At 62.0% G+C, this 22,471-nt stretch carries 14 protein-coding genes; 6 read left to right on the forward strand and 8 right to left on the reverse strand.

The window, feature by feature from the left end:
- Window positions 1-291 precede the first annotated feature (291 nt).
- Window positions 292-882 (forward strand): antibiotic biosynthesis monooxygenase, encoded by a 591-nt coding sequence (locus V5738_RS09470; RefSeq protein WP_423820560.1) that lies wholly within the window; start codon window positions 292-294, stop codon window positions 880-882.
- Here the strand turns inward: V5738_RS09470 and V5738_RS09475 are convergent.
- The 4 genes from V5738_RS09475 to V5738_RS09490 form a co-directional block, all read right to left on the reverse strand.
- Window positions 879-1,796, reverse strand: a complete 918-nt coding sequence (locus tag V5738_RS09475; protein WP_423820561.1) for a helix-turn-helix domain-containing protein — start codon at window positions 1,794-1,796, stop codon at window positions 879-881. The genes V5738_RS09470 and V5738_RS09475 overlap by 4 nt on opposite strands.
- A gap of 355 nt (window positions 1,797-2,151) precedes the next feature.
- Window positions 2,152-4,149, reverse strand: a complete 1,998-nt coding sequence (locus V5738_RS09480; protein ID WP_423820563.1) for an erythromycin esterase family protein — start codon at window positions 4,147-4,149, stop codon at window positions 2,152-2,154.
- Between the two features lie 80 nt (window positions 4,150-4,229).
- Window positions 4,230-4,703: a GFA family protein gene (locus V5738_RS09485; protein WP_423820564.1), complete on the reverse strand. Its 474-nt coding sequence runs from the start codon at window positions 4,701-4,703 to the stop codon at window positions 4,230-4,232.
- Between the two features lie 174 nt (window positions 4,704-4,877).
- Window positions 4,878-5,600, reverse strand: coding sequence for a PEP-CTERM sorting domain-containing protein (locus tag V5738_RS09490; protein ID WP_423820565.1), 723 nt, complete (start codon window positions 5,598-5,600; stop codon window positions 4,878-4,880).
- A gap of 318 nt (window positions 5,601-5,918) precedes the next feature.
- On the opposite strand from V5738_RS09490, the gene recC reads away from it, so the two are divergent.
- The 4 genes from recC to recD all read left to right on the forward strand — a co-directional run bounded on the left by recC (window position 5,919) and on the right by recD (window position 16,541).
- Window positions 5,919-9,314, forward strand: coding sequence for an exodeoxyribonuclease V subunit gamma (recC, locus tag V5738_RS09495; RefSeq protein WP_423820566.1), 3,396 nt, complete (start codon window positions 5,919-5,921; stop codon window positions 9,312-9,314).
- Window positions 9,311-12,997: an exodeoxyribonuclease V subunit beta gene (recB, locus tag V5738_RS09500; RefSeq protein ID WP_423820567.1), complete on the forward strand. Its 3,687-nt coding sequence runs from the start codon at window positions 9,311-9,313 to the stop codon at window positions 12,995-12,997. The genes recC and recB overlap by 4 nt, the downstream gene beginning before the upstream one ends.
- A gap of 746 nt (window positions 12,998-13,743) precedes the next feature.
- The gene (locus V5738_RS09505) at window positions 13,744-14,673 is read left to right on the forward strand and encodes a hypothetical protein (protein ID WP_423820568.1); all 930 of its coding nucleotides are present in this window, start codon (window positions 13,744-13,746) and stop codon (window positions 14,671-14,673) included.
- 2 nt (window positions 14,674-14,675) lie between these two features.
- A complete protein-coding gene (gene recD, locus V5738_RS09510) occupies window positions 14,676-16,541 on the forward strand; it encodes an exodeoxyribonuclease V subunit alpha (RefSeq protein ID WP_423820569.1) in 1,866 nt (621 codons plus the stop codon).
- A 576-nt stretch (window positions 16,542-17,117) separates the two neighbouring features.
- Here the strand turns inward: recD and V5738_RS09515 are convergent.
- The 3 genes from V5738_RS09515 to V5738_RS09525 all read right to left on the reverse strand — a co-directional run bounded on the left by V5738_RS09515 (window position 17,118) and on the right by V5738_RS09525 (window position 20,224).
- Complete coding sequence (locus tag V5738_RS09515; RefSeq protein ID WP_423820570.1) at window positions 17,118-17,810, reverse strand: transposase; 693 nt, start codon at window positions 17,808-17,810, stop codon at window positions 17,118-17,120.
- 68 nt (window positions 17,811-17,878) lie between these two features.
- Entirely contained in the window at window positions 17,879-18,601 is a 723-nt protein-coding gene (locus tag V5738_RS09520) for a hypothetical protein (RefSeq protein ID WP_423820571.1), read from the reverse strand.
- A gap of 501 nt (window positions 18,602-19,102) precedes the next feature.
- Window positions 19,103-20,224, reverse strand: a complete 1,122-nt coding sequence (locus V5738_RS09525) for a hypothetical protein (protein ID WP_423820572.1) — start codon at window positions 20,222-20,224, stop codon at window positions 19,103-19,105.
- A 600-nt stretch (window positions 20,225-20,824) separates the two neighbouring features.
- On the opposite strand from V5738_RS09525, the gene V5738_RS09530 reads away from it, so the two are divergent.
- Window positions 20,825-21,592: a hypothetical protein gene (locus tag V5738_RS09530; protein ID WP_423820573.1), complete on the forward strand. Its 768-nt coding sequence runs from the start codon at window positions 20,825-20,827 to the stop codon at window positions 21,590-21,592.
- 258 nt (window positions 21,593-21,850) lie between these two features.
- On the opposite strand, the gene V5738_RS09535 is transcribed toward V5738_RS09530, so the two are convergent.
- On the reverse strand, window positions 21,851-22,465 hold the full coding sequence (locus V5738_RS09535) for a zeta toxin family protein (RefSeq protein ID WP_423820574.1): 615 nt from the start codon (window positions 22,463-22,465) through the stop codon (window positions 21,851-21,853).
- Window positions 22,466-22,471 lie beyond the last annotated feature (6 nt).

Consider the following 22,471-nt stretch of genomic DNA (forward strand, 5'->3'; position numbering starts at 1 on the left):
GCGCGCGGCCCCCTGGGCGGCCCCGACGGGCTCCCACATCGAGATACCCATACAGGCCGTGGTTTCCTGCTGGATAATAGCCTCGTCTGGTGGAACTTCGTATCGAGCGCTTCCGAGCACATCGAACAGGCCAGGGACGGCGGGGCCTGCAACCGGTTCGACAGGCCGGCACCCGATGCCGCCGAATGCATGCCGTTACCGGAAAATCCAGCCCAGTGGGCTGCAAGTGCTGCAAAGTGTGAGCGCCGGCCCATACCGAAGCGCACCGGCCGTTGTTCGAAGACACACCCCATGAGCCCCTCTCGAGAGCTCGATCAAACCGATGCACACACCGTCGTTCAGGGGGCCACCGCGGTGATCACGCATCGCCCGCGGGCAGGCCACGAGCCGCGTTACGAACGCTGGCTGGACGAAATCATCCCGTTGTGCCGAGCGCACCCCGGGCATATGGATACCCAGATCGTCCGGCCGATCGCCGGCGTCACCGATATCTACACCGTGATCGTTCGCTTTGACTCGCCGGCACAGATGCACCGATGGCTGGCCTCGTCCTCACGGAAGCGGCTGATCGAAAAGATCCAGCCCAGTCTCGTCGATGGCGATCGTTACGCCACACGCAGCGGGCTAGAATTTCTGTTCGCCGGCACCGACCCGAGCACGTCATCGCCAGTCCGCTGGAAGCAATGGCTGGTCACCTGGTCTGTGATCTATCCATTGGTGCTGCTGGTTCCTTATGCGTTAGCCAGCCTAGGCGCTCGCCTTGGCCTGCCCGATAACCGCTATCTGCTCGCGCTATTGTCGACGGCGATCATCGTCGGCCTGATGGTCTACGTCATCATGCCGCGCTATACGCACCTGGTGCGTCGCTGGCTGTTTCGTTAAAAACTTTCCGCTCGCCCCTGGCGGCGCCAGGCTGCCGGTGAAATACCGACATACCGCGAAAACACACGCGTAAGGTGGCTTTGGTCGGCAAAGCCGCAGTTCGCTGCAATCTCCGAGATCGGCCGCGTGGTCGTGCTGAGCATGACCTGGGCCCGGTCGATACGGCGTCGTATCAGCCACTGATGCGGCGTCGTACCCGTGGTCTTCCGAAAACCGCGCAAGAAATGCCCTGGCGATATACCGCATTCGCGGGCAAGTTGTTCGATCGTGACATCCCCGGCCAGACTCGCATCGATCATCTCTTGGGCCCGGCGGGCCTGCCATGGCGCCAGACCGACCCGTTTGCTGGCGCGAGCCATCTCGATACCGCTGTACTGCCGGGCCACGTGGGCGCCGACAATAAACCGGACAGAATCCACGAACAGCCGGCTTTCTTGATGCGGGCGCTCTACGCTCGGCACCAGCGCAAGCGCCAGACCGTACAGTACCGAATCGAGCCGGCCTGCCGCAGGATGGCAGCTCAAGCCCCGAACCGGCGGCATATCCAATTGGTCGGCCACGTCATTCAACGCTGCCTGGGTAATATGGAAATGCAACATATCGAACGACGAATGCATATCCATCTGCCAGGGGATGCGCAGATTCAGAATCGCGACGGTACGTTCCGGCCAGGCTAGACGGACCGCCGGCTGACCCACCTGGCTATAGGTATAGGCACAACCCGTGAGCTGAATCGAAAGGATATAGGCCTCTTCGAGCTCGAAGGCTTTCGTTGGCCCATGCCCGGCGTAGCCGACCCGAACCCGGGTAATCGACAGATGGGATTCGCGAAGACAAACGGGAATCAGCGTCTGGACCGAATCGACGCGCATCATCGCAGACCGTCGATTGGGACGAATCGCACCGATAGACATGATCAGCCTCCGATCGCCCCTCGCTGGACATGGAGTCGCCCAAGCCGCAACTGACTGGCCTGTCGCACCTCTGTTTCGCTTGGCGAACTCACCATCGAACGCACGACTTCGTTGATACTACAAAATCGGCGCTGAAAGACGCTTCCGGCCGCTTGTCGTGCGCCACCGCGCACACGATCGATAAGCCGTCGGCCACGCCGCGGCTTGGGCGTGGCACAACGCGTTGAGGGGCGCGAAATACCGACATTTGTAGCCCCCTGGCCGCGGGCAATACATACGCGATAACGCTCACCCACGCCCGAACAGCAGCCCAGACGGACACATCTGCCGGCAAGCCCGGCTACAACCGCGGCGCTCACACGCCGAAAGGATAGGTCTCGGGCAACTCATGGTCGTCATGCCAGTGCGCCGCCTCGTAGAGCGGCTCGACGGCCTCGGTCTCGTCGAGATGAAAGACCATATCGAACTGGCGAGCAATCTGGGCATCGAAATAATGGCTGGCACGCTCGGTCTCGGGCCGATAGATCACGCCGATCGCCCGTTCCAGCATCGGTTCGCGCAAGTCGCGGCCGACGGCCTGTGCGGTCAGCGGCAGACAGAAGCGATCCAGCCCGGTGCAATAGAACAGATGCTCAACGCTGTCCTTGAGCGCCGGGCGCACCCGCATACGCTCGACATGGCCCCCCCAATCGTGGGCTGCAGAAACGAAGCCGGTGTATGTCGTAAACCCGACGAGCAAGGCGTGATCGGGCCCGATCCGCTCACGGACCCGCTGGCCGAGATTCCACTCGCCGCCCCGGCCCATCGAAGTGGCACGGGCATCGCCGAGGTGCGAATTATGGGCCCAAACCACGATTCGCCCCGCGCGGCCCTGATCGCGAAGATGCTGCTGGAGCGCGAACAGCGTATCGGCCATATGATCGTCGCGCAGGTTCCAGCTCTTCACTCGCGAGGCGAACATGGCGCGATAATAGATTTCGGCATTGCGTACTACGGCCGCATTGCGCTCGGCGACGAAACGCTCGTCGTCGGCGGCTAGGGCCTGGATTCCGGTCAGTGGCGAGCCGGGCGATCGACGCAGTTCGGCCAGCTGCCGGGTCACCGCCTCTTGGCAGGAGGGACGTAGATTGGTTGCGACCTCCATGCCGTACTGCTGGGGGTCGCGTACGTGATCGAGACAGGCATAGCGTCGCCGCGCGATTTCGGCCTGCTCCGCGTCGGTAGTTTCGAGATAGTCGATCACGGCGTCGGCCGAGCGATACAGGCTGTATAGATCCAGACCATAGAAACCGACCGGCAACGCTTCTGCCCGGTCGGCGTTGCAGGCCGCCAGCCATCGAATGAAATCGTAGACCTCGCGATTGCGCCACATCCATTCGGGAAACCGCTCGAAGGCATCGAACGCGGCGAGCGTGTCGTGGCCCTCCAGACCGCGCACATGCCGGTTGAGTGCATAGGCGTCCGGCCAATCGGCCTCGACCGCGATCGCCTCAAAGCCGCATTCCTCGATCAGCCGCTGTGTGATCTCGGCTCGCATGCGATAGAACTCACGGCTGCCATGGCTGGCTTCGCCGAGCAGTACCAGGCTGCGATCACCAACCTGTTCGATCAGCAGATCATAGTCTTCGCGACTGCCGGTCGTGGGAATCGCCGCCGCGCGGGTCACGGTCAGCGGCGTATGCAAACGCGGCGCCGCCGGAGGACGGCCCCGCCCACGTGCCGCTACAAGCAGCCGTTGCACCTCGCTGTCCTCGGTCTGGCCGAACTCCTGGAAAAACAGGCCAACGGCGCGAAAATCCTGGGGGGCGTCGAGGCAGACGACCGCGTCGGCCAGCCCCTGCAGGCGGCGCAGCCCGATCGGCGAGGCCACCGGCACCGCTGCAACCAGCCGACGCGGGGCCTGGGCGCGCAGGACCTTCAGCGCTGCCACCATGCTGGCGCCGGTCGCCAGGCCATCATCGATCACGATCACGCAGCGGCCGGCCACGCTCAACGGCGGCCGATCGCGGCGATAAACGCGGTCACGCCGCTCCAACTCGGCGCGCTCGGTTTGGATCACGGCTTCGATCTCGGCACGCTCGAGGCCGATCTGCGCGATCAGTGCCGAGTCGATAATCTGCTGGCCGCCGCTGGCAATCGCGCCCATGGCGAACTCGGGATGCCCCGGCACGCCGAGCTTGCGCACCACCAGCACGTCCAGTTCTCCATGCAGCGCCTTGGCCACTTCGAAAGCCACTGGCACCCCGCCACGAGGCAACGCCAAGATCAATAGATCGGCTTCGTCCGCATAGCCGACCAGCCGACGAGCCAAGCGCTGGCCGGCGTCGCGGCGGTTTCTGAACACGATATCCATGTCGTGTCCTCCACGCGAATATCGCACCAGTCTTGTTCAGCCCACGTCGAACACCTTGATCCGCATCAAAGATTGCACGGCTAACGGCTTCGATGATGCTGTGCGGTCGAACAGCTGTGATCGTTCCGGACGAAGCGCAGCGTGCCGATGGTCTTGCGGCCACCTGCCTGCGAGCGATCGCGTGGGTGATCGGCACCGTTGTTGACCGGTACCTGGGGAAAGTCGTAGGGGCTGATCCCATCCAGGCAAGCAGCGTTGACGCCGTACTGGGTCGGCTTCGAGCGCCGTCGATGATGGGTATGGATGCCGCAGCGAGAACAGAAATAATGCTGGGCGGTTTGGGTGCCGAACTGATAGAGCGAAAGCCACTGCGCACCGGCCGTGATCTCGAACTCATTCAGCTCCGCCGAAACCGCGACATAGCCGCGCATCTGGCAGTAGGAACAGTCGCAGCGGCGGGCCGTTCGCAGGCCGTCGCTGAGCCGAACGCGAAATACGACGCTACCGCAGTGGCAACGCCCTTCGAGACGGGCATTGTCTGAAGTGGTTTTCATAGCGGCCTCCGGAACAAAGGTGTAGGTGGCGTATCAGCCACGCCATAGGCCTACCCCAACGCCGAGCCCGGGCCGACGTCTATCCGGCAAATGTCGTATACAAAAAAAAGCGGCTCCTAAGGGAGCCGCTTTTTGCGCCAAGACCGGGGCAGGCGCCCCGGTCGACACGTTCGACTAGGCGTTCGAACCGCTATTTTTACGGCGGAAGCCCAGGCCGCCCGCCATCAACGCCAGGCCCAGACCGAACAGGCCGAACTGCGACGGCTCGGGCACGTCACGCGTGGTCGACTGAACGGTCACATCCGCATTCGACAACAGATCGCTCTGGAAGCTGCCGTTGTCGCCAAAGGTCGCGCTGCCCAGCGCGATCTGGGTGCTGGAGAAATCGAAGTCGGTCCCCGGGATGACACCGAAATAGCCGGCTAGGGTTTCGTTGAAGTCGTCGGCGCCGGACAGCGAGGCGTTGAGGCTGTCGCCGCCGTAGCCGAATACATAGGCGCTAGTGAAGCCACCGGTAAACAACACGCCGTCGGTGATCAGGGTACCGGCACTATCATAGACCTCGCCGCTCATGGTCAGCTGGCCGCCGGTGCCGAATTGCCATATGCCACCCGTGATATTTTCGGCGATATTGGCGCCCGTGGTGAACTCGATCGTGCAGGACATGCAGCTCAGCGTATCGTCATGGCCGGCCGGCAGCGTACCTTGGTTCATGCTGATCTGATCGAAGGAGATACCACTGCCGGTCAGGGCCCCGCCTTCGCCGTCATAACTGATCGAACCGGTGGGCGACTGGGCATTAGCCTGGTCGAAGTTGATGATGGTGGCCGACGCCGAAGCGCTCACACCGAGGGTAAGAGCGGCGATCGAGGCGGCGGCGAGATATTTGAACTGCATGGGAACTCCTTGGGAACAATACCGTGACGATCAGATCGCACACGAATCAAAAAGCAATCGACACAGGGGTATATGGCAAGAACCGTTCCCGTTTCGCCAATACCCGATAAATAAATTGCATCGCTATGTTTTTTAAAGCGTTTTTATTTCCCGAGGCCGAATGAGGCCGGCATAAAAATTCCAGCTTTGTAAGTTAAACCGACGTTATTCAGTGGCTTATATCTGTCGACACGAATTCTGTGTCAGATCCGTCGACAGCACAGGGTCAAGCCCATCTCCCCTGCTGACATCCGGCAACGAGCGAAATCCTACGGCGGCATGTTCTATCTCTATCACCACAACGATCTTTCACGGCTAGCCGAACTGTTCGGTGCGCTGCGCCAGCGCGGCCCGGTATCGCCTCTGGCCAGCGACACGGTCCTGGCGCCGAACGCCGGTATCGGCCGCTGGCTGCGTATTCAGCTCGCCGAGAGCGAAGGCATCGCCGCCAATATCGCCGGCCGCCTGCCGGGGGAATTCATCTGGCAGCTGCTGCGCGAGGTGATGCCCGATGCCCCAGCCGGCCAACACTTCGAACCGGACTGTCTGCCTTGGCATCTGTATGCCACGCTGCCGGCAATGGCCAGCGAGATTCCGGCGGTTGCCGATTATCTCGGCCGCCCGGTCGACGAGGTCCGCCGCTATCAGCTCGCCCGCCAGCTGGCCGATGTGTTCGATCAATACCTGGTGTATCGCGCCGACATGCTGTTCGCCTGGGAAGCCGGCGAAGTACCGGCCGACAATCCCGGCTGCTGGCAGGCCCGGGTCTGGCACTGGCTGACCCGGGCCCACCGGCTGGGCACCCAACACCGGGCGCGGGTACTCCACGACTTCACGGCCCGCCTAGAACAGGACAAGCCGCTGCAACGACGGGTGATCGCCCATTGCCCGGAATCGCTGTACTGCTTCGGCTTAGTCGCCCTGGCCCCCGATCATCTACGGCTGCTCTATGCCCTGGCCGAGCATATCGACGTACATTTCCTGCTGCCCAACCCTAGCGAGGCCTACTGGGGCGATATCACCGCCGGCCGGCTGGATCTGGCCCTGCCCACGGTCGAAGACGATGCCGAACCGCTGCCCGGCGAAACCATGGTCGAAGCCGGCCATCCGCTGCTCGGCGCCCTCGGGCGTATGGCCCGCGATACCCTGCGGGTACTCTACTCGGACGAATTCGCCGGCATGATCGAGCCGGAGCTCGGCGAGCTCATGGCCTATGACATGCCAGGCGAGGACAGCCTGCTGCATCGTATCCAGTCGGATATCGTCGCCCTCGACTGCCGAGATTCCGCCCAGGGGATGGACGCCAACGATCATTCTGTCGAAGTCCATGCCTGTCATAGCCCGCTGCGCGAGATCCAGGTGCTCCAGGACCAGCTGTTGGATCGCCTGGCCGGCGACGATCAACGTGTGGCCGCCGGCGAGATCGCCCCCAATCAACGCCTGGCACCGCGCGACATCATCGTCATGCTGCCGGACGTCGCTGCCTATGCGCCGGCTATCCAGGCGGTATTCGGCGGTGCGCCAGCCGATCGCTATTTGCCCTTCGGCCTGGCCGACCGGGCCCGCTCGGCGGCCCACCCGATCGTGACCACGATCTCGGCCCTGCTCGATCTGCCGCTGTATCGCTGGAGCGCCAGCGAACTGCTCGACCTATTGGCCGTTCCGGCAGTCATGCGTCGTTTCGGGCTGGCCGCCGGCGATCTGGATACCATCACCGACTGGGTCGGCGAAGCCGGTATCCGCTGGGGCCGGGATGCCAGCCATCGCGAGCGCCTGGGCGCCGGCGCCTTCGCACAGAATACCTGGCGCTTCGGGCTGGACCGGCTGTTGCTGGGCGTGACCCAGGCCGACGACGAAACGCTGATCGACGGTGTTGCTCCCTGGGCCGACCTAGAAGGCGGGGCCACGGCAGCGCTCGGCAAGCTGTGGCGTTTCGAGGATACCCTGGCCACCGTGGCGGATGCCCTGGCCGAGCCTGCCACCCCGGGCGAATGGCAGACGCGGCTGAACCATATGCTGGATGCGTTGATCGCCCCGTCTACCGAGTCGCCCGACGAACAGCGCGCGGTCGATTCGCTGCGCAGCGTGTTCGCCCGCTTCGATACGGCCGAGGCCTGTACCCGCGACCAACCGCTGACCAACGATCGGCGCCTGTCCTGGCCGGCCGTCCGTGACAATCTGCGTGCCACGCTGGATGCAGCCGCCGAACGCCAGCCGTTTCTGGCCGGCGGCATTACCTTCTGTGGCATGGTGCCGCTACGAGCGGTGCCGTTTCGTATGGTCTGCGTGCTCGGCATGAACGACTCGGCTTTCCCGCGCCAAGACACCGGCCGGGCTTTTAACGTCATGTTCAATGCCCCGCGGCTGGGGGATCGCAATACCCGCGACGACGACCGCCTGCTGTTCCTCCAGGCCCTGACCGCGGCCCGCGATGCGTTTTACATCAGCTATATCGGCCAGGATGTCAACACCGGCGAAGCCCTGCCGCCCTCGCCGATCGTCGGCGAGACCCTGGAATTTATCCGGCGCTATTATTTTCGCGACTGGGAGGCCCAGGCCTTCGAACAACGACTGGTCCATCACCAGCCCATGCAGCCGTTCTCGCCGCGTTATTTCGCCCCCGACGAAGCCGATGCCCGCGTATTCACCTATGCCGGCGACTGGCGGGAAGCCACCCGTGCCTCGATCGGCGCCCGCGAAGCTGGCCAACCGCTGCTCGACGGCAGCCGGGCCGAGCCGGCCGAGCCGGTGGAGGCGATCGATCTCGACACCCTCAAGCGGTTTTTCGACCACCCGCCCCGGGCTTTCTTTCGCGAGCGCATCAAGCTCAATCTGGAAATCGAGGATCGCCAGGTCGACGACGCCGAGCCGATCGCACTGAACGCCCTGGCTGCCGCCCAGCTACGCGAGCGCCTGTTCGCCTCCGCCGACCAGACCGGCGCCGAGGCGATCGATCTGGCCCCAAGTGCCCTCGAAAAAGCCCGCGGCAGCCTGCCTCCCCCGCCGCTGGCCGATGCCCACTACGCCGACCAAGCCGAGGCGGTCAACGATCTGCTGCCAATCTGGCAGACCTGGAAAGCCGAAGGCAGGCCCGAGACCCTCGATATTCAGTGCGACCTACCGGTCGATGGCCGGCCGATTCGTGTCACCGGCCGGGTCCATCAATGCTGGCCTAGCGCCCTGCGTCGGCTGCGCACCGGCAAGCTGCGCACCCGGTTCCGGCTGCGTTTCTGGATCGACTATCTGGCGGCCGTCGTGGCTGGCCACGATCTGGATCTACAGATGGCCGGCTTCGCCCCCAAGCAGAAAGACAACGAGTTCATCGAATACGCCGGCTGCATGGATCGCGACAGCGCGCAGGCCGAACTCGCCGGGCTGGTGCAGCTGTATATCGCCGGCCAAAGCCAGCCGCTGGCCTATCATCCGGATCTGGACGATGCCTACAAACCCGAGGATCAAGACAAAGCCTTCGATAACGTCAGCTTTGGCTTCAAACCCGGGGCGTTCTTCCAGCATCATCTCACCCGCGACCCCTACTTCAGCCTGTTGCTGGGCCCGGACCATGCCCCACTAGGCGAAACCGAAGAAGACAGTCCTTTCATCGCCGCCATCGATGCCATCAGCGGGCCGATGAACGCCGCCATCAAACCCATCGCCAGCGAGGGCGCGTCATGAGCGTGCATAGCCAGCCGTTCGATGCAGCCCGCATGCCGCTATCCGGGCTGCGCCTGATCGAAGCCAGCGCCGGCACCGGCAAGACGTTTTCGCTCGCCGGGCTGTATCTGCGCCTGATCGTCGAGCAACGCGCCTCGGTGCGCGATGTACTGGTGATGACGTTCACCCGGGCCGCCACCCAGGAACTGCGCGAACGGATCCGCGCCCGGCTCGCCCAGGCCGCGCTGATCGCCCACGACGCTGGCCAGGCCCGCCCCGGCCATCCCGAAGACGAATTCACCCGGCAGATTCTGGACGGCGTCGACGAAGAACCGGCCGCCCTGGCCCGACGCCTGGCTGATGCCGCAGCCCGGGTCGACGAAGCCACGATCGTGACCATCCACGGCTTTGCCCAACGCGCGGCGACCGAAAACGCCTTCGAATCGGCGCTCGCCTTCGATCGCGGCGAAGCCGTGGACGATCCCCAGATCTATCGCGAAGCCGCCGCCGACTATTGGCGCGAGCATGTCTTCGGCGCAGCCGCCGCAGCCGGCGATGTACTGGCCCTCTGGCCCTCGCCGGAAGCGCTCTATACCACCATCAAGCCTGTGCTGGACAAGCCGCATGCCCGGCTGGCCGGTATCGACCGGGGCCGCCTGGCCGCGCTGCAAGACCAACTGGCGCAACACTGGCCCGGCACCGCCGAGCCATTGGCAACAACACTCGGTGAGGCCTTCGAAGCCGATGCGCTACTAAAAAGCGGCACGCTTTATAAAACCCTCGCCCCGGAAGACGATATCGGCGCGCTGATCGCCGATCTGGATCGCCGTATCACGGCCGCCATCGAGGCCGGCAGCCCGCCGGCGCTGCCGGAATGGCTGCTCACCCTCGACGCGCCAGCGCCGCAGTTCAAAAAAGCCGCCAAGCACCAGGCTTATGCCGAGCCGTTGGCCGATCTGGCCGTGTTACCCACGCTGGTCGAGATGCAGCCACTGGCCCGGCTGGTCGCGATCGACGAAGCCGCCCAGGCCGTGGCCGACCGGGCCGCCGCACGCAAGATCGAGCGCCGACAATACAGCTACGACGACCTCATCATCGCCCTGTACGGCGCGCTCAGCCATGACCGCACCGGCGATCGGCTCGCCGATGCCCTGCACGCCCGCTGGCCCTGGGCACTGGTCGACGAATTCCAGGATACCGACCCGCTGCAGTACGCGAGCCTGTCGCGGATCTATCTCGACACCCCTCGCGAGCATGGCGCACTGCTGCTGATCGGCGATCCGAAACAGGCCATCTATGGCTTCCGCGGCGGCGATATCTATGCCTATCTGGCCGCGGCCCACGCTGCGCGCGAAGCCCGCTATACGCTGACCACCAACTTCCGCTCGACCCAGGGCGTGCTCGATGCCATCGAAGCCCTCTACGGCCTGCCCGGCAGCGCGCCCTTCGTCGTCCCCGAGATCGATTTCCCGCATGTCCAGGCCGGACGGCGCACGGGCGATCGCCGGCTGGTGGCTGCAGACGGCGCCGAGCGCTGTCCGCTGACTTTCTGGCAGCTGCATGGCAACGAAAGCCAGCTCAAAAACGGCAAGACGAAAAACCCGTCCAAGGCCGACGACAATGCCCGGCTGATCGCCGAAACCGTGGGCGGCATCGCCGCGCTCTTGAACGGCACCGCCGAGCAATGGCAGTACGACGACGGCAGCACCCGCGCGGTGGCGCCTCGCGATATCGCGGTGCTGGTCAACAGTCACCGCGAAGCCACCGCCCTGCAGGCGGCCCTGGCCGCCGATGGCATCCGCGCGGTCTGCCAGCACCGCGAATCGGTGTTTTCCAGTATCGAAGCGGCCGATCTGCGTCTGATCCTGCGGGCCATGGCGCAGCCGGATGATGTGATGGCCGTCCGCGCGGCCCAGCCGACTGCGCTGCTCGGCAAGCGCCTGGCCGACCTGATCGCCCTGGCCGACGACGACCACGCCATGCAGCTCGCCATCGAGCGTTTTCATGCGCTCTACGAGGCCTGGCGACGACGCGGCGTGCTCTCGGCGCTAGAAGACCTGTTCGTGGCCGCCGCGCCGGGCATCCTGGCGCTGACCGACGGCGAACGCCGTATGAGCAACTATCTCCAGCTCGGCGAAATGCTTGCCAATGCCGAAGGCGAGTGTTTCGGCATGGCCAGTCTCGTGCGCTGGCTGGACGACCATATCGCCGCCGCCGACAACGGCACCCTCGGCGCCGACGATGAAAGCCAGCTGCGGCTCGAATCGGATGCCGACCTGGTCCGTATCAGCACTGTACATGCCTCCAAGGGCCTGCAATATCCGATCGTGTTCCTGCCGTTTACCCCCTGGCTCGGCAGTGCGGGCAGCGCCGACAAGCCGCCCTTGATCTTCCATGCACAGGACGAGGCCGCCGATAGCAGTCAGGCGCTGATCGATCTGGTCGGCCAGGATCAGGCGAACATCAACCAGGCCATGATCGAGGCCCGCTCCGAAGCCCTGCGCCTGCTCTATGTCGCCCTTACCCGGTCCGAACAGGCGCTGGTCGTCGGCTGGCGCGAACCGGACGACTACGGCGTAAGCAGTGCCCTCGGCGATCTGCTGTATCGCCACGGCATCGCCGGCGGCGGTGCGCTCGACCGGCTGCATGCCGATCACCCGCAAGCGATCGATGTGGTGCCGATCGATACCACGAAAACCGCCCGGCGCCCGGCGACAGCCCCGAACCCAGAGGCCGAACAGCTCGGCCCGGCCCGGCACGACCTGCCGGCCCCGCGCCTGCGCTGGTCTACCTACAGCTTTTCACGGCTAGCCCATGCCCCGGCCGATACCACCCCGGCGGATCTGCCCGAACCCGGCGCCGAAGACGAACTGGCCACCCAGCCACCCGAAGCTTTGGAAGACGTTCCCGAAGGCGAGCTGCCGAAGCTCGACGAGCGCCTGTCTGGCGTACGCTTTGGCTCGGCCGTGCATGACCTGCTCGAAGCCCAGCTGAAAAACCCGCTACACGGCCCCTGGCCCCAGCCCGGCCAGGCCCTCGCTGAGGAACAGCGCCATACGGTCTACCACACGCTCCGCCAATACGGCCTGATCGGCGAGGACGCGGCCGACCCGCGTATCGACGACACCGCCGACCTGGTCGCCCGCACCCTGCATACGCCGTTGCCCGGCATCGGTGCTCTGGCCGGTATCGACCGCGGACGGATGCTTACCGAAATGGAATTCATGCTGCGCCTGGGCGGCCATCGCCTCGGTGCGCTGGTCGATACCCTACGCGAAGCCGGCTACCTGCCCGCGGCCATTGGCGGCCACCCAGCCCAAACCCTCTACGGGCTCATGCAAGGCTTTATCGATCTGGTGGTCGAAGTCGACGGCGCCTACGTCATTCTCGACTACAAGACCAACCGCCTCGGCGATACGCCCGCGGCCTATCGCAACGACGCCCTAGGCCGGGCCATCGGCCGGGCCCATTACGACCTGCAGTATCTGATCTATACCGTGGCCCTGCACCGGCATTTGAAGCGCTGCCTGGGCGAGCAGTACGAGCCGTCCGTTCATCTGGGCGGTGTGCAATATCTGTTTGTGCGGGCGATGGATGGCGTCAGCGATATCGGCGTGTTTGCCGATCGCCCCCCGATCGAACTCGTCGAAGCACTCGATGCGTTGTTCGACGGGCAAGTCGCGGGCCGGGAAATACCCGCATGACCACCCAACCCCACGTAGGTCGGCTTAGGCCGCAGGCCATAAGCCGACATGGCGACGCGCACCACCGCACGAGGGCCCTGACCCACGTCGGATTACGCTTCGCTAATCTGGCCAACGCGGCTGGCGAGTCGCGCAGTCAACTTAGCGGTATCGACGTTCCGGCTACGATGCTGATTTCAAAGCTGGGGTTTCGCGCTGATGCGCGAGTGGCTTTTCTTGCTTGCCCAAGAAAAGTCACCAAAAGAAGGGCACCCGACACGGCGCCGGCTACGCCCTGCCGTACGAGGCGAGGAGCAGGGCTTTCCCGGCGTAGCCGGGATGCGACCGCCGGCGTTCGGCACGAGCCCGAAGCCAAGACTCGTACGGTTCGCCCCGCCGAGGGTCGCATCCCACAGCTCCGCTGCGGGAAGACCCTGCTCCGCCTCTCGGGGCGATACTCCGATGCTCGCGGCGACGGGATGCGGCAAAAACTCGGACGGCTTTGGCCGTCCTCAAACACCTTGCCGCACCGGCGCAATGCGCCGGACACCCGCCGCCGCTGCGCGTCTCCGTCGCCGTGTAACCGGATGGAATACAGGCACTCCCTCCCCTGGCATAACGGGCCCGCGCTGTATTCGGGTCCCCTTGGGCGCAGCGCCGAGCAGTGGAGGCCGCAAGAGGAAAAAGACAGCCGTGTGTCTGAGGGCCGCGCAGCGGCGCGAGTTTCGCGGCTGTCCCTCTTGCGGCCGGAGCCGCGCAGGGCATCGATGCGAAGCATCGACGCAAGACAGGGTGTCCTTTCCTTTGGTTACTTTCGTTTGGACAAGCAAACGAAAGTGACTCGCGCATCAGCGCGAAACCCCAACTCAAACACAACTCACAGCCAATTAAAGCCGCAGGACACTAAAACCAACACGGCCCGAACAAGCCGGACGTCTGCCGACATCTACCCGCTCCGCAGCGCGCTAAGCCGCAACAATCGGCTCGACATGCCGCGCCGGCCGATGCGCCGACAAATCGTACGTCGTCTGCAAATTGATCCAGAACTCCGGCGACGTATTGAACGCCTCGGACAGCAACCAGGCCGTATCCGCCGAAATACCCCGCTTGCCACGAATGATCTCGTTCACCCGCTGAACCGAAATACCGAGATGAGCCGCCAGCGCCTTCTGGCTCAAGCCAAGCGGCTCCAGAAACTCGGCGGAAAGAACCGTCCCCGGGTGCGTCGATATACGACTTGCGGGAATCATGCGGATCAATCGGTATCCAACTCGCCGCTATTTCGCGCGGCGTACGGCGTCCAGCGCCAAGTAGGTCAAAAAGCCGCCAGCGGCTATGAGCACCAAGCCCATCACGATATCCATAGCTATATCTCCGAAATTTGGGCGATCTTTCTCTCGATCTGTCGATGCAGTGTCGCGCAACCTACGGCAATGGACAACAAAGCTATAAAACCGCTGGCGAGCAAGAACGAGGATGCCGAATACAAGCTGGTCAAAAGCCAGCCAATCAAACTGACTCCCGTGACAATCATTATACCTAGCCACAGTTTGAGGTATGCGAGCTCTTCTTTGAGTCCATCCAGTTTCGACATAGACACGCGTCCCTCGATTTCAATTCACGATAGCACCAAAGCACTTCAGATTCGTTCAACACAATTGACGGATCACTTCGCCTTGACCGCTCAATCCGTTTAACGATGCCAGATTTATTCGAAGATCTATTGCCGGATGGCGCTCCTTCCGAAGCCGAAAACGCCCCGGCTGAATCCAGCGGTGACGCGACCGACCAAACTAGCCTATCCGATCTGGACAACGCCCTGGCCCACTGGGCTCGCCGCCACGGCGCCGACCGCCTGGTCGCCCGCGCCTTCGCCCTGGCGAGCTGGGCCGTCGCCCAGGGCCATACCTGCCTGGCGCTGGAGGCCATCCCCACCAGCCTGATGAGCGAAGCCAACCAGGCCGAACTGCCGGCAGCACTCGCCGCTAGCGAACTGGTCGGCGAGCCGGGCGAGATCAAACCGTTGATCCTGGAAAACGGCCGGCTCTACCTGCAGCGCTACCACGCCTACGAAACCAAGCTGGCCGAACGCCTGCGCGAGCTGATGGCGGCCGAACCGAACCCGGTCAACGTCGATACACTCAAGCCCGGCAACGGCCTGTTCGCACCGGACGCCGCCAACCCGAACGCCACCAACTGGCAGGCCGTCGCTGCCTTCGCGGCCCTGCGCCACCACTTCACCGTCATCTCCGGCGGCCCCGGCACGGGTAAGACCTACACCATCGTGCGCCTGCTCCGCGTGCTGATCGAAGCTGCGATCGAAAACGGCAATACACCGCCGCTCATCGCCTTGGCTGCCCCTACCGGCAAGGCCGCTGCCCGCATGCTCGAATCCGTCCGTAAGGGCTTGGAAGACATGAGCGCAGATACCAAGTTCGACCACGCCGCCGTTGGCGAACACATCCCACAGACCGCCCGTACCCTGCACCGCCTGCTCGGCCTGACTGGCGCCACGACACGCGCTCGCTTCAACGCCGACAACCCGCTGCCCTACGATGTGGTGATCGTCGACGAAGCCTCGATGGTGGACCTACCGATGATGGCCAAGCTGGCGAACGCGATTCGTAACGACGCCCGCCTCATCCTGCTTGGCGACCGCTACCAGCTCGCCTCCGTCGAATCCGGCTCCGTACTGGCCGAGATCTGTGCGAATGCCGGCGTGAACCGCTTCACCGACGACCAGCAAGCCGCCGCCGGGGACCTGCTCGCCGAACCCCGCGAACCGGCAAGCCACGCCCTGGCCGATCACGTCGTCACCCTGCAGACCAGCCGTCGTTTCAACGCCGACAGCACCATCGGCCGCCTGGCCTCGGCCGTGAATGCCGGCGATGTGGAAGCCGCCGAAGCACTGCTCGATGCCGGCCACGACGATCTGGCCTATACCCCCCGCTCGGACGCTGCGGCTATCAGCCAACTCATGGACCGGCTAGCCGACGACTACGCCCACCTCATCGAAACGACCGACCCGACGCTCGCCCTGGCCCAGCTCGGCCAACAATGCGTGCTCACTGCCGTGCGAAAAGGCCCGGCCGGCAGCGAAACCATCAACGCCGGCATCACTGAACGCCTGGCCCGCCGTTTCGACTTCAACCCGCTAGAGCCCTGGTATCACGGCCGACCGGTGATGGTTCGACAAAATGACTACCGCACCGGGCTCTATAACGGCGATGTCGGTGTTGCGCTATACAACGAATTTCGGCAAATTCGGGTCTGGTTCATGGGGGACCACGGCCTACGGGCTTTCTTGCCGAGCGCACTACCCGCGCACGATTCCGTGTATGCGATGACTATTCACAAGAGTCAGGGGTCGGAGTTTGATTCCGTGACCTTGGTATTGCCGGATTATGATGTGCCGGTTTTGACGAGGGAGTTGTTTTATACGGGGTTGACGCGGGGGCGGGGGCGGTTGGTTGTTTTTGCTGAACCGTCAAGCGTGGAACGAGCGGTTAGCCGGCGCGTAGCTCGGGCCTCAGGGCTCGCGGGTCGGTTCGCTCATGGCGATTAAAAGATGTCGGAATCAGCTTTCGAGAGCATAAAAGCTGGACTGCTCGAAGCCATCCAGCACGAGCGCGGCCAACGGTCTCGCGTCGTGGTTATCAGCCCGAAGGCGACCAAGCGCCTTGACGCAAAACGCACGACCTGACTCGGAAATGCTCCGTTTTGCTGATCCATCGAGAGAGGCGGGTGCGGTTAGCCGCCGGGTGGCTCGGGTTTCCAGTGCTCGCGGCTAGGACCGCTAACGGAACTAATAAGATGTCGTTCATGATAGCAGCAGAGATTTATGGCCCAACAGAATGATGCGTGCTGGCTCACGCCCGATGAACACCCGCCCGAACTGCGCCAAGGCGACTTATTTATTTTTCCGGAATCTAACCATCTTAGAAGATTTGGAATTATCGTAACGGCCGACTGCGACTTAACGAATCAGAAGCACTCTCGGAGCGTAACCCTAATTTCTCTATTAGGGGACCGAGAGTTATTAGAAGACTGCCTCGCCTATGATTATTTGCGAAAAATAAAAATCCAAATATCTGAATACCTGAAACAATAGGGGACAGACCACGGTTTCCGACACCCTCGCCTAGTCCGGTTCCTTCTTCGGCCGCCCTGACTTCCCGCGACTCACGCGACGCCCCAGCGCCGCTGCGATTTCGGCCTCGAATCGGTCGCTGCCTAAAACATAGTTGCCGTTCGTCGCTTTCCGAATCTCGTCAACCAGCCCAGGATCGAGCTCATAACGAAACAATTCGCGATAGGCCGCTTGTCGCTCAGCGGGCGTTCGGCCTAACGCGTCGTAGAGCGAGTGAGGTTTGATGAGACGGCTCTTCTCGCCCTGCCCGTTCACACGATAACTCGACCAAGTGTATTCGGCCGGGTGTTCGACCATACCGGCACGAACCGGGTTGAGTTCGATGTAGCGGTAACACCCCATCACGTAGTGTTCTTCCTGGGTCAGACAGGATCGGAACCGTCCCTCCCAAAGTGTGCCGCTACGACGATAGGTGCGGTTGATGTATTGCACGTAGCGCTGGCCGACGCGCTTCATCAATTGTCCGACGCCGCCAGATGCTTTGGCGGTGAGCAGCAGATGGACGTGGTTCGTCATCAGTGCATAGGCATGAACCACGCAACCCTCGGACTCGGCGTACTTCTGCAACCATTCAAGATAGAAGTGGTAGTCGTCGTCCGAATAAAAACAGGCTTGCCGGTTGTTGCCACGCTGGATGACGTGAACCGGGACCTGCGGAAGCATGACGCGTGGACGTCGGGGCATAACTCGACTGAATCGGACTAAACCGAAATCAACAGCCGCGAGCATACCATTAAACTGTGGTCTGTCCCCTATTTTCCAAGAGAACTATCAACTGATTTTTCTGTTGCGAACCCAACAGCAGCGTCATCGGCTCGATCAACGAAGATGGCGACCCAACCCTGTTTTTGGACATCGGCGACATAGAACCTGTCACCTTTGTGTGCGAAACCAGAAACAGATGAGTCTTGCTCGGGATGATTTCTAAGTGTGATCTTCGTTTTAGCTTTTTTGGGATCAAAGTGCTGCAGGATCGTTTGTTTGAGTGAGTCTGGAAAATTTATTTTCGAATGAGCGGCCAGCGCGGTGCCCATATATATCATGGCTCGATTCCACTGTGGCGGGCCACCGTCGTCTGTTGTATAAAACGACGCGAGAATACCGATTGCTCTGCTTGAGCCGAGGCTTGCCGCGGCATCGTAGTGCTGCATCGCTTTACGCGAAGATTGTTCGACGCCATGTCCTTCGTAATATAAACGTCCTAGATTGAACTCGGCATCCTTCCGTTGGGTTTTAGTGCCATTTTCAGCAACCTCTTGGAACGCCGTCGCGGCTTTACTGTAGTGACCGGCCTTTGCAGCTACTACGCCAGACCTGAGAGCGTCGCCCATATCTTTGCTACATGCAGCAGTCGACATACAGAGCGTTGTGATCAGAAGAGATGAAGTAATTAATACGTGCGATAGCCATTTTAAGTGCATCGTTCGACGCGGGCGATCAGCCAATTTTTCTTTTTTTACGAAATAAATTTCCATTTGACCCCAAACCTTAGCGGTTAATATTCAATTTAAGTCTGAATTTATGATAAATCCAAAATAATAGGGGACACAAAATAATAGCAAAATAATAGGGGACAGACCACGGTTTCCGGCGCCCTCGCCTAGTCCGGTCCCTTCTTCGGCCGCCCTGGCGTACCTCCACTCACGCGACGCCCCAGCGCCGCAGCCACTTCGGCCTCGAATCGGCACTACCTAAAACATAGCTGCCGTTCGTCGCCTTGCCAATCTCGTTCACCAAGCCGGGATCGGATTCATAGCGAAAGATGTCGCGATAGGTGGCTTGCTGAGAGCGCTGGGCGTTTCGCCCAACGCCTCGTAAAGCGTGTGAGGATGAGGAGACGGCTCTTACAGCCCTGCCCGTCCACACGATCGCTCGCTTCCCTATATGGTGCCGTTGTTCAGGCGTATCCACGCAACCCGGGTTGCCTTCGATATCCCTGCAATCGTCCCATCACGTCGCCTGCTTCCTGAATAAGCTCATACAAGCATTTTGAGCAGCCTCGCGAGCTCGGTCGACAGCGGTATTTTTAGGGCCGTGACCGCAAGCAGGGGTAGAACGAGCGGCGCCAGGGTGAGTAACAGCGCCCGCTTGCCGATGGGGATGGCTCGCATGGCGGCGACCGCGTCGTACAGGGCCGCGGCATCGGCCACGCAGCCGATTTCAGGCGCATTCAGCAGGCCGTCGTCGGTGACCGGTTTGCCTTCGATCCAGCGCTGGTGGACCAATCGGCTGTGTCTACGCAAAAGGTTCCCGTAGTTAAGCAAGGCCCGCTTCCGGGTCCTGATCAACACCGGCGACAGGGCCATGAACGGCGCCAGAAGCAGCCCGGCCCATACTAGGATAAAGATGCCGGCTTGCCACTTGAAAGTGGCCAATGTCGCGCCGGTGTAGAGAATGGCGTAGGCCCAGCTGGATGCGATCACGCCGCTCACCGCTAGCGTTAGCAACACCCAGGCCTTCGATAGTTCCTGAATAAATTGCAGGCCGCCCATGTGGTCGGGATGGGTCGGCGGCAGATCGAGATCGAGGTGGCCAATTCGGAAAAACAGCAGGATCACCAACAACAGCCGCCAGAGCCAGACCAGCAGCAGCAATACGAAAATGGGCCGTGCGATATAGACGCCCCAGAAAGCGCCAAATCCGAGCTCGCCGTTGCCAAGCCGAGCCCAGGCGTATTCGCTGCTTGCATGATCAGGGCCGTCGACTAGTGTCCAGAAGACGACCAGCGCCATCATCACCACATGGGGCAACACCGTATTGCGCCGCTGCGCCAGGCGTCGAAGTATGGCTCGATAGCGGCGACTTTGCCCCGCGTCGAGTGTGCCGTTTTCGCCCAGCCAGCGGGTCAATCGCAGGAGCGTGGCATGCAGCGGCCATTCGCCGATGATCAGCAGCGGAATGGCGACCAAAAAACGGACGTGGATCGGGAAGTGCTCGATCAGCGATCCGCCTGCAGGCCCGCCGGGCCATAGACGCCCGGCCCAGGCGGCCCACAGCACCAGCGGTAGCCAGGACAACGCCGCCAGAATAATAGCGCGTCGCACGACGCCGAGTTCATGCGCCGGCGCGAGATACACACGCCGCTGCCAGCGCAGCAACGACTCGTCTCCGGCGGCGTCCTCGATGGGTGAAAAAGTGGCCGTATGGTGGCGGCCTGCGCTCGGGGGCTCATCAAGCGTCGATCGTTTCTTAACTGCCCGTCTTATGCTCATCTTCTGCTCCAAAGATGAACGGCGCTGTTGGAATTATGCCTGTTCTCGACGCTGAATTTATCGGAATGAATGCCAGACGAGTCGAAGCGTTTAATTTGCCAGTTGGTGACGATTAGACCAGCACAGCCTGTCTACTATTTCTGCGGCTCCTGCGGACTCGACGCCGGATAGCACGCGGGCGATCGCGACCGGACTCTCGGGCTCAGTCTGGCGTCTTCGATCTCGTTTCGCGCCGCACAACCACCGCAGGGGCGCCCTCGCCGTCGCCTCATTCGTTTATCCGTCGCTGCCCTCTCATGCCGGCAAACCGATCGGCAACGCAAGGTATTTGACCGCCTGGTTTGTCGGCATACTTAATATTTGACGCTTTATATAAAAAAATAAACTAACTAATAAAACTACGTTATTTCCCGGCACAAGAGATACGATAAGTCTAGCGGGACCGTTGGTTGGCGCTCCGACTCGATAACGGAGCAGGAGAACCCCATGCGGCATCTTATCTTCGCCTTTTTCCTGGCCATCGCGCCCGTGGCTCATGCGGTCGTCATAACCCAAACGCTTACGAGAACCGGACCGACAGACGAATACTATAGTGGGTCGCCGCTTGGCACTTTCGGGGGTAGTTTCCAGCAATTCGACCCGGCACTGGGTACGCTCGATGCCGTCAATCTGAATATTGATGGCGATTTAATTTACAGCGCGGATTATCGGCTAGAGCCTTCGAGTTGCGTAGGGGGCTGTTATTCCGAAGTTGCCTTCAGTACGGGCTATATTTTCAACGGCCCCGGATTTCCGCCGGCATCTGAAACCGCCACCGATTTTTTCGCTAGCCTGGGCTGGCATGAGTTCGTATCGCTGGACCCGACATCCGGGCTCTACCAATATCAAGACAGCTGGCATGTGACGCCCTGTTCAAGCTGCGACACCCAAAGCTACAGCACAGAGACCACAAGTGCGGTCTTGCATGCCAGCAGTTCTGGGCCCCTATCGTTCTACTATCGGGGAAGCCCGGATAGTGTCGACGACTATATCGGCCTGGGTAACGTCTCAATCAACGGCGCCATCTCCGAAGACTCGGATATATGCGCCAATACCGGCATTGCCCCGATGTGCAGCGATAACCTGGATCTAACGACAACGCTGCAATACTCCTATACGCCATCGGTCACCGAGCCACCGCAGCTCCTGATTTTTGTCATTGGTCTTATGGCCTTGGGGTGGCTAGCGCACAGGCACCGCAAACGCCAGTTCTAGGATAAGGCGCCCCGTCTATCGGCCGCCCTTATCAGCCGGCAAGCCAGGGCGCCTTCAAAATCCAAGCGAACGCCCGAAACCGGGGCTCAATCTTTTATCTTGCGAAAGCAGCGCTTTGATGGCCTTGCAGCGTCGCGGCTTTTCGCAGCAGCCATTGCCTCGGCCTCATCAGTCGGCACCGAAGACGCTGGCCTCGAAGCTATAGAAACGCGACTCGCATTGGCGCCGTCGCTCTTCGCTTGGTCTGCTCACCGCGCATCAACGCAGGTACAACGTTTCAACCCAGTCCGGGCATGTCATATCCGCGCGCGCGGCTACGATGCCCTGCTCGAGCGTTAATACCCATTGTGGTGGCTGTCCGCGTTTGGAGTTGTCGAATACGTGCGTCATCGTCGCAATATCGGCGGCACGACGAATCAATGCTTGATTACGGTCGTAGCGCTCGCGGATTTTATCTTCGGCCACCCGATGGCCGCCGGTAGCGACCCGCGCCGCCACGCGGGCTACCGACATCTCGGGCAACCGTACATTGACGTGATAAAGCACGACCCGGTAGCCGGCCGCCACCGCAGTCTCGACCAGTTCGATCTTGCTGGGATGCGAGAATACGGATTCGCTCACGAACGAGCGGCGCGCTTGAATGAAACGCTCGCGTTGGGCCGCGGCTTCGCGGCTCGCGGCATAGGCATCGACCTCGCAATGCCCGTCCGCGCGCCAACGTTTTAAGATCTCGTCTGCATTGATGAAAGGCGCCCGCGTCATCGGTTCGATGCGGTCGGTATATAACGTGGATTTGCCGGCGCCGTTGGGGCCAGCAAGCAAAAACAAGCTTGGCTGCGCTGTGGGCCCTAGCGGAAGGTCGGGCTCGGCCAAGGCGGT

This window comes from Salinisphaera sp. SPP-AMP-43 (assembly GCF_049568105.1).
Lineage (GTDB): Bacteria > Pseudomonadota > Gammaproteobacteria > Nevskiales > Salinisphaeraceae > Salinisphaera.

Bases quoted from the DNA above. Each gene is read 5' to 3' on its own strand.
- recD (WP_423820569.1), top strand. From the start codon at position 14,676: ATGCCAGATTTATTCGAAGATCTATTGCCGGATGGCGCTCCTTCCGAA.
- V5738_RS09480 (WP_423820563.1), bottom strand. From the start codon at position 4,149: ATGGATATCGTGTTCAGAAACCGCCGCGACGCCGGCCAGCGCTTGGCT.
- recB (WP_423820567.1), top strand. From the start codon at position 9,311: ATGAGCGTGCATAGCCAGCCGTTCGATGCAGCCCGCATGCCGCTATCC.
- V5738_RS09530 (WP_423820573.1), top strand. From the start codon at position 20,825: ATGCGGCATCTTATCTTCGCCTTTTTCCTGGCCATCGCGCCCGTGGCT.
- V5738_RS09475 (WP_423820561.1), bottom strand. From the start codon at position 1,796: ATGTCTATCGGTGCGATTCGTCCCAATCGACGGTCTGCGATGATGCGC.
- V5738_RS09470 (WP_423820560.1), top strand. From the start codon at position 292: ATGAGCCCCTCTCGAGAGCTCGATCAAACCGATGCACACACCGTCGTT.
- recC (WP_423820566.1), top strand. From the start codon at position 5,919: ATGTTCTATCTCTATCACCACAACGATCTTTCACGGCTAGCCGAACTG.
- V5738_RS09505 (WP_423820568.1), top strand. From the start codon at position 13,744: ATGCGAAGCATCGACGCAAGACAGGGTGTCCTTTCCTTTGGTTACTTT.
- V5738_RS09515 (WP_423820570.1), bottom strand. From the start codon at position 17,810: ATGCCCCGACGTCCACGCGTCATGCTTCCGCAGGTCCCGGTTCACGTC.
- V5738_RS09520 (WP_423820571.1), bottom strand. From the start codon at position 18,601: ATGGAAATTTATTTCGTAAAAAAAGAAAAATTGGCTGATCGCCCGCGT.
- V5738_RS09485 (WP_423820564.1), bottom strand. From the start codon at position 4,703: ATGAAAACCACTTCAGACAATGCCCGTCTCGAAGGGCGTTGCCACTGC.
- V5738_RS09490 (WP_423820565.1), bottom strand. From the start codon at position 5,600: ATGCAGTTCAAATATCTCGCCGCCGCCTCGATCGCCGCTCTTACCCTC.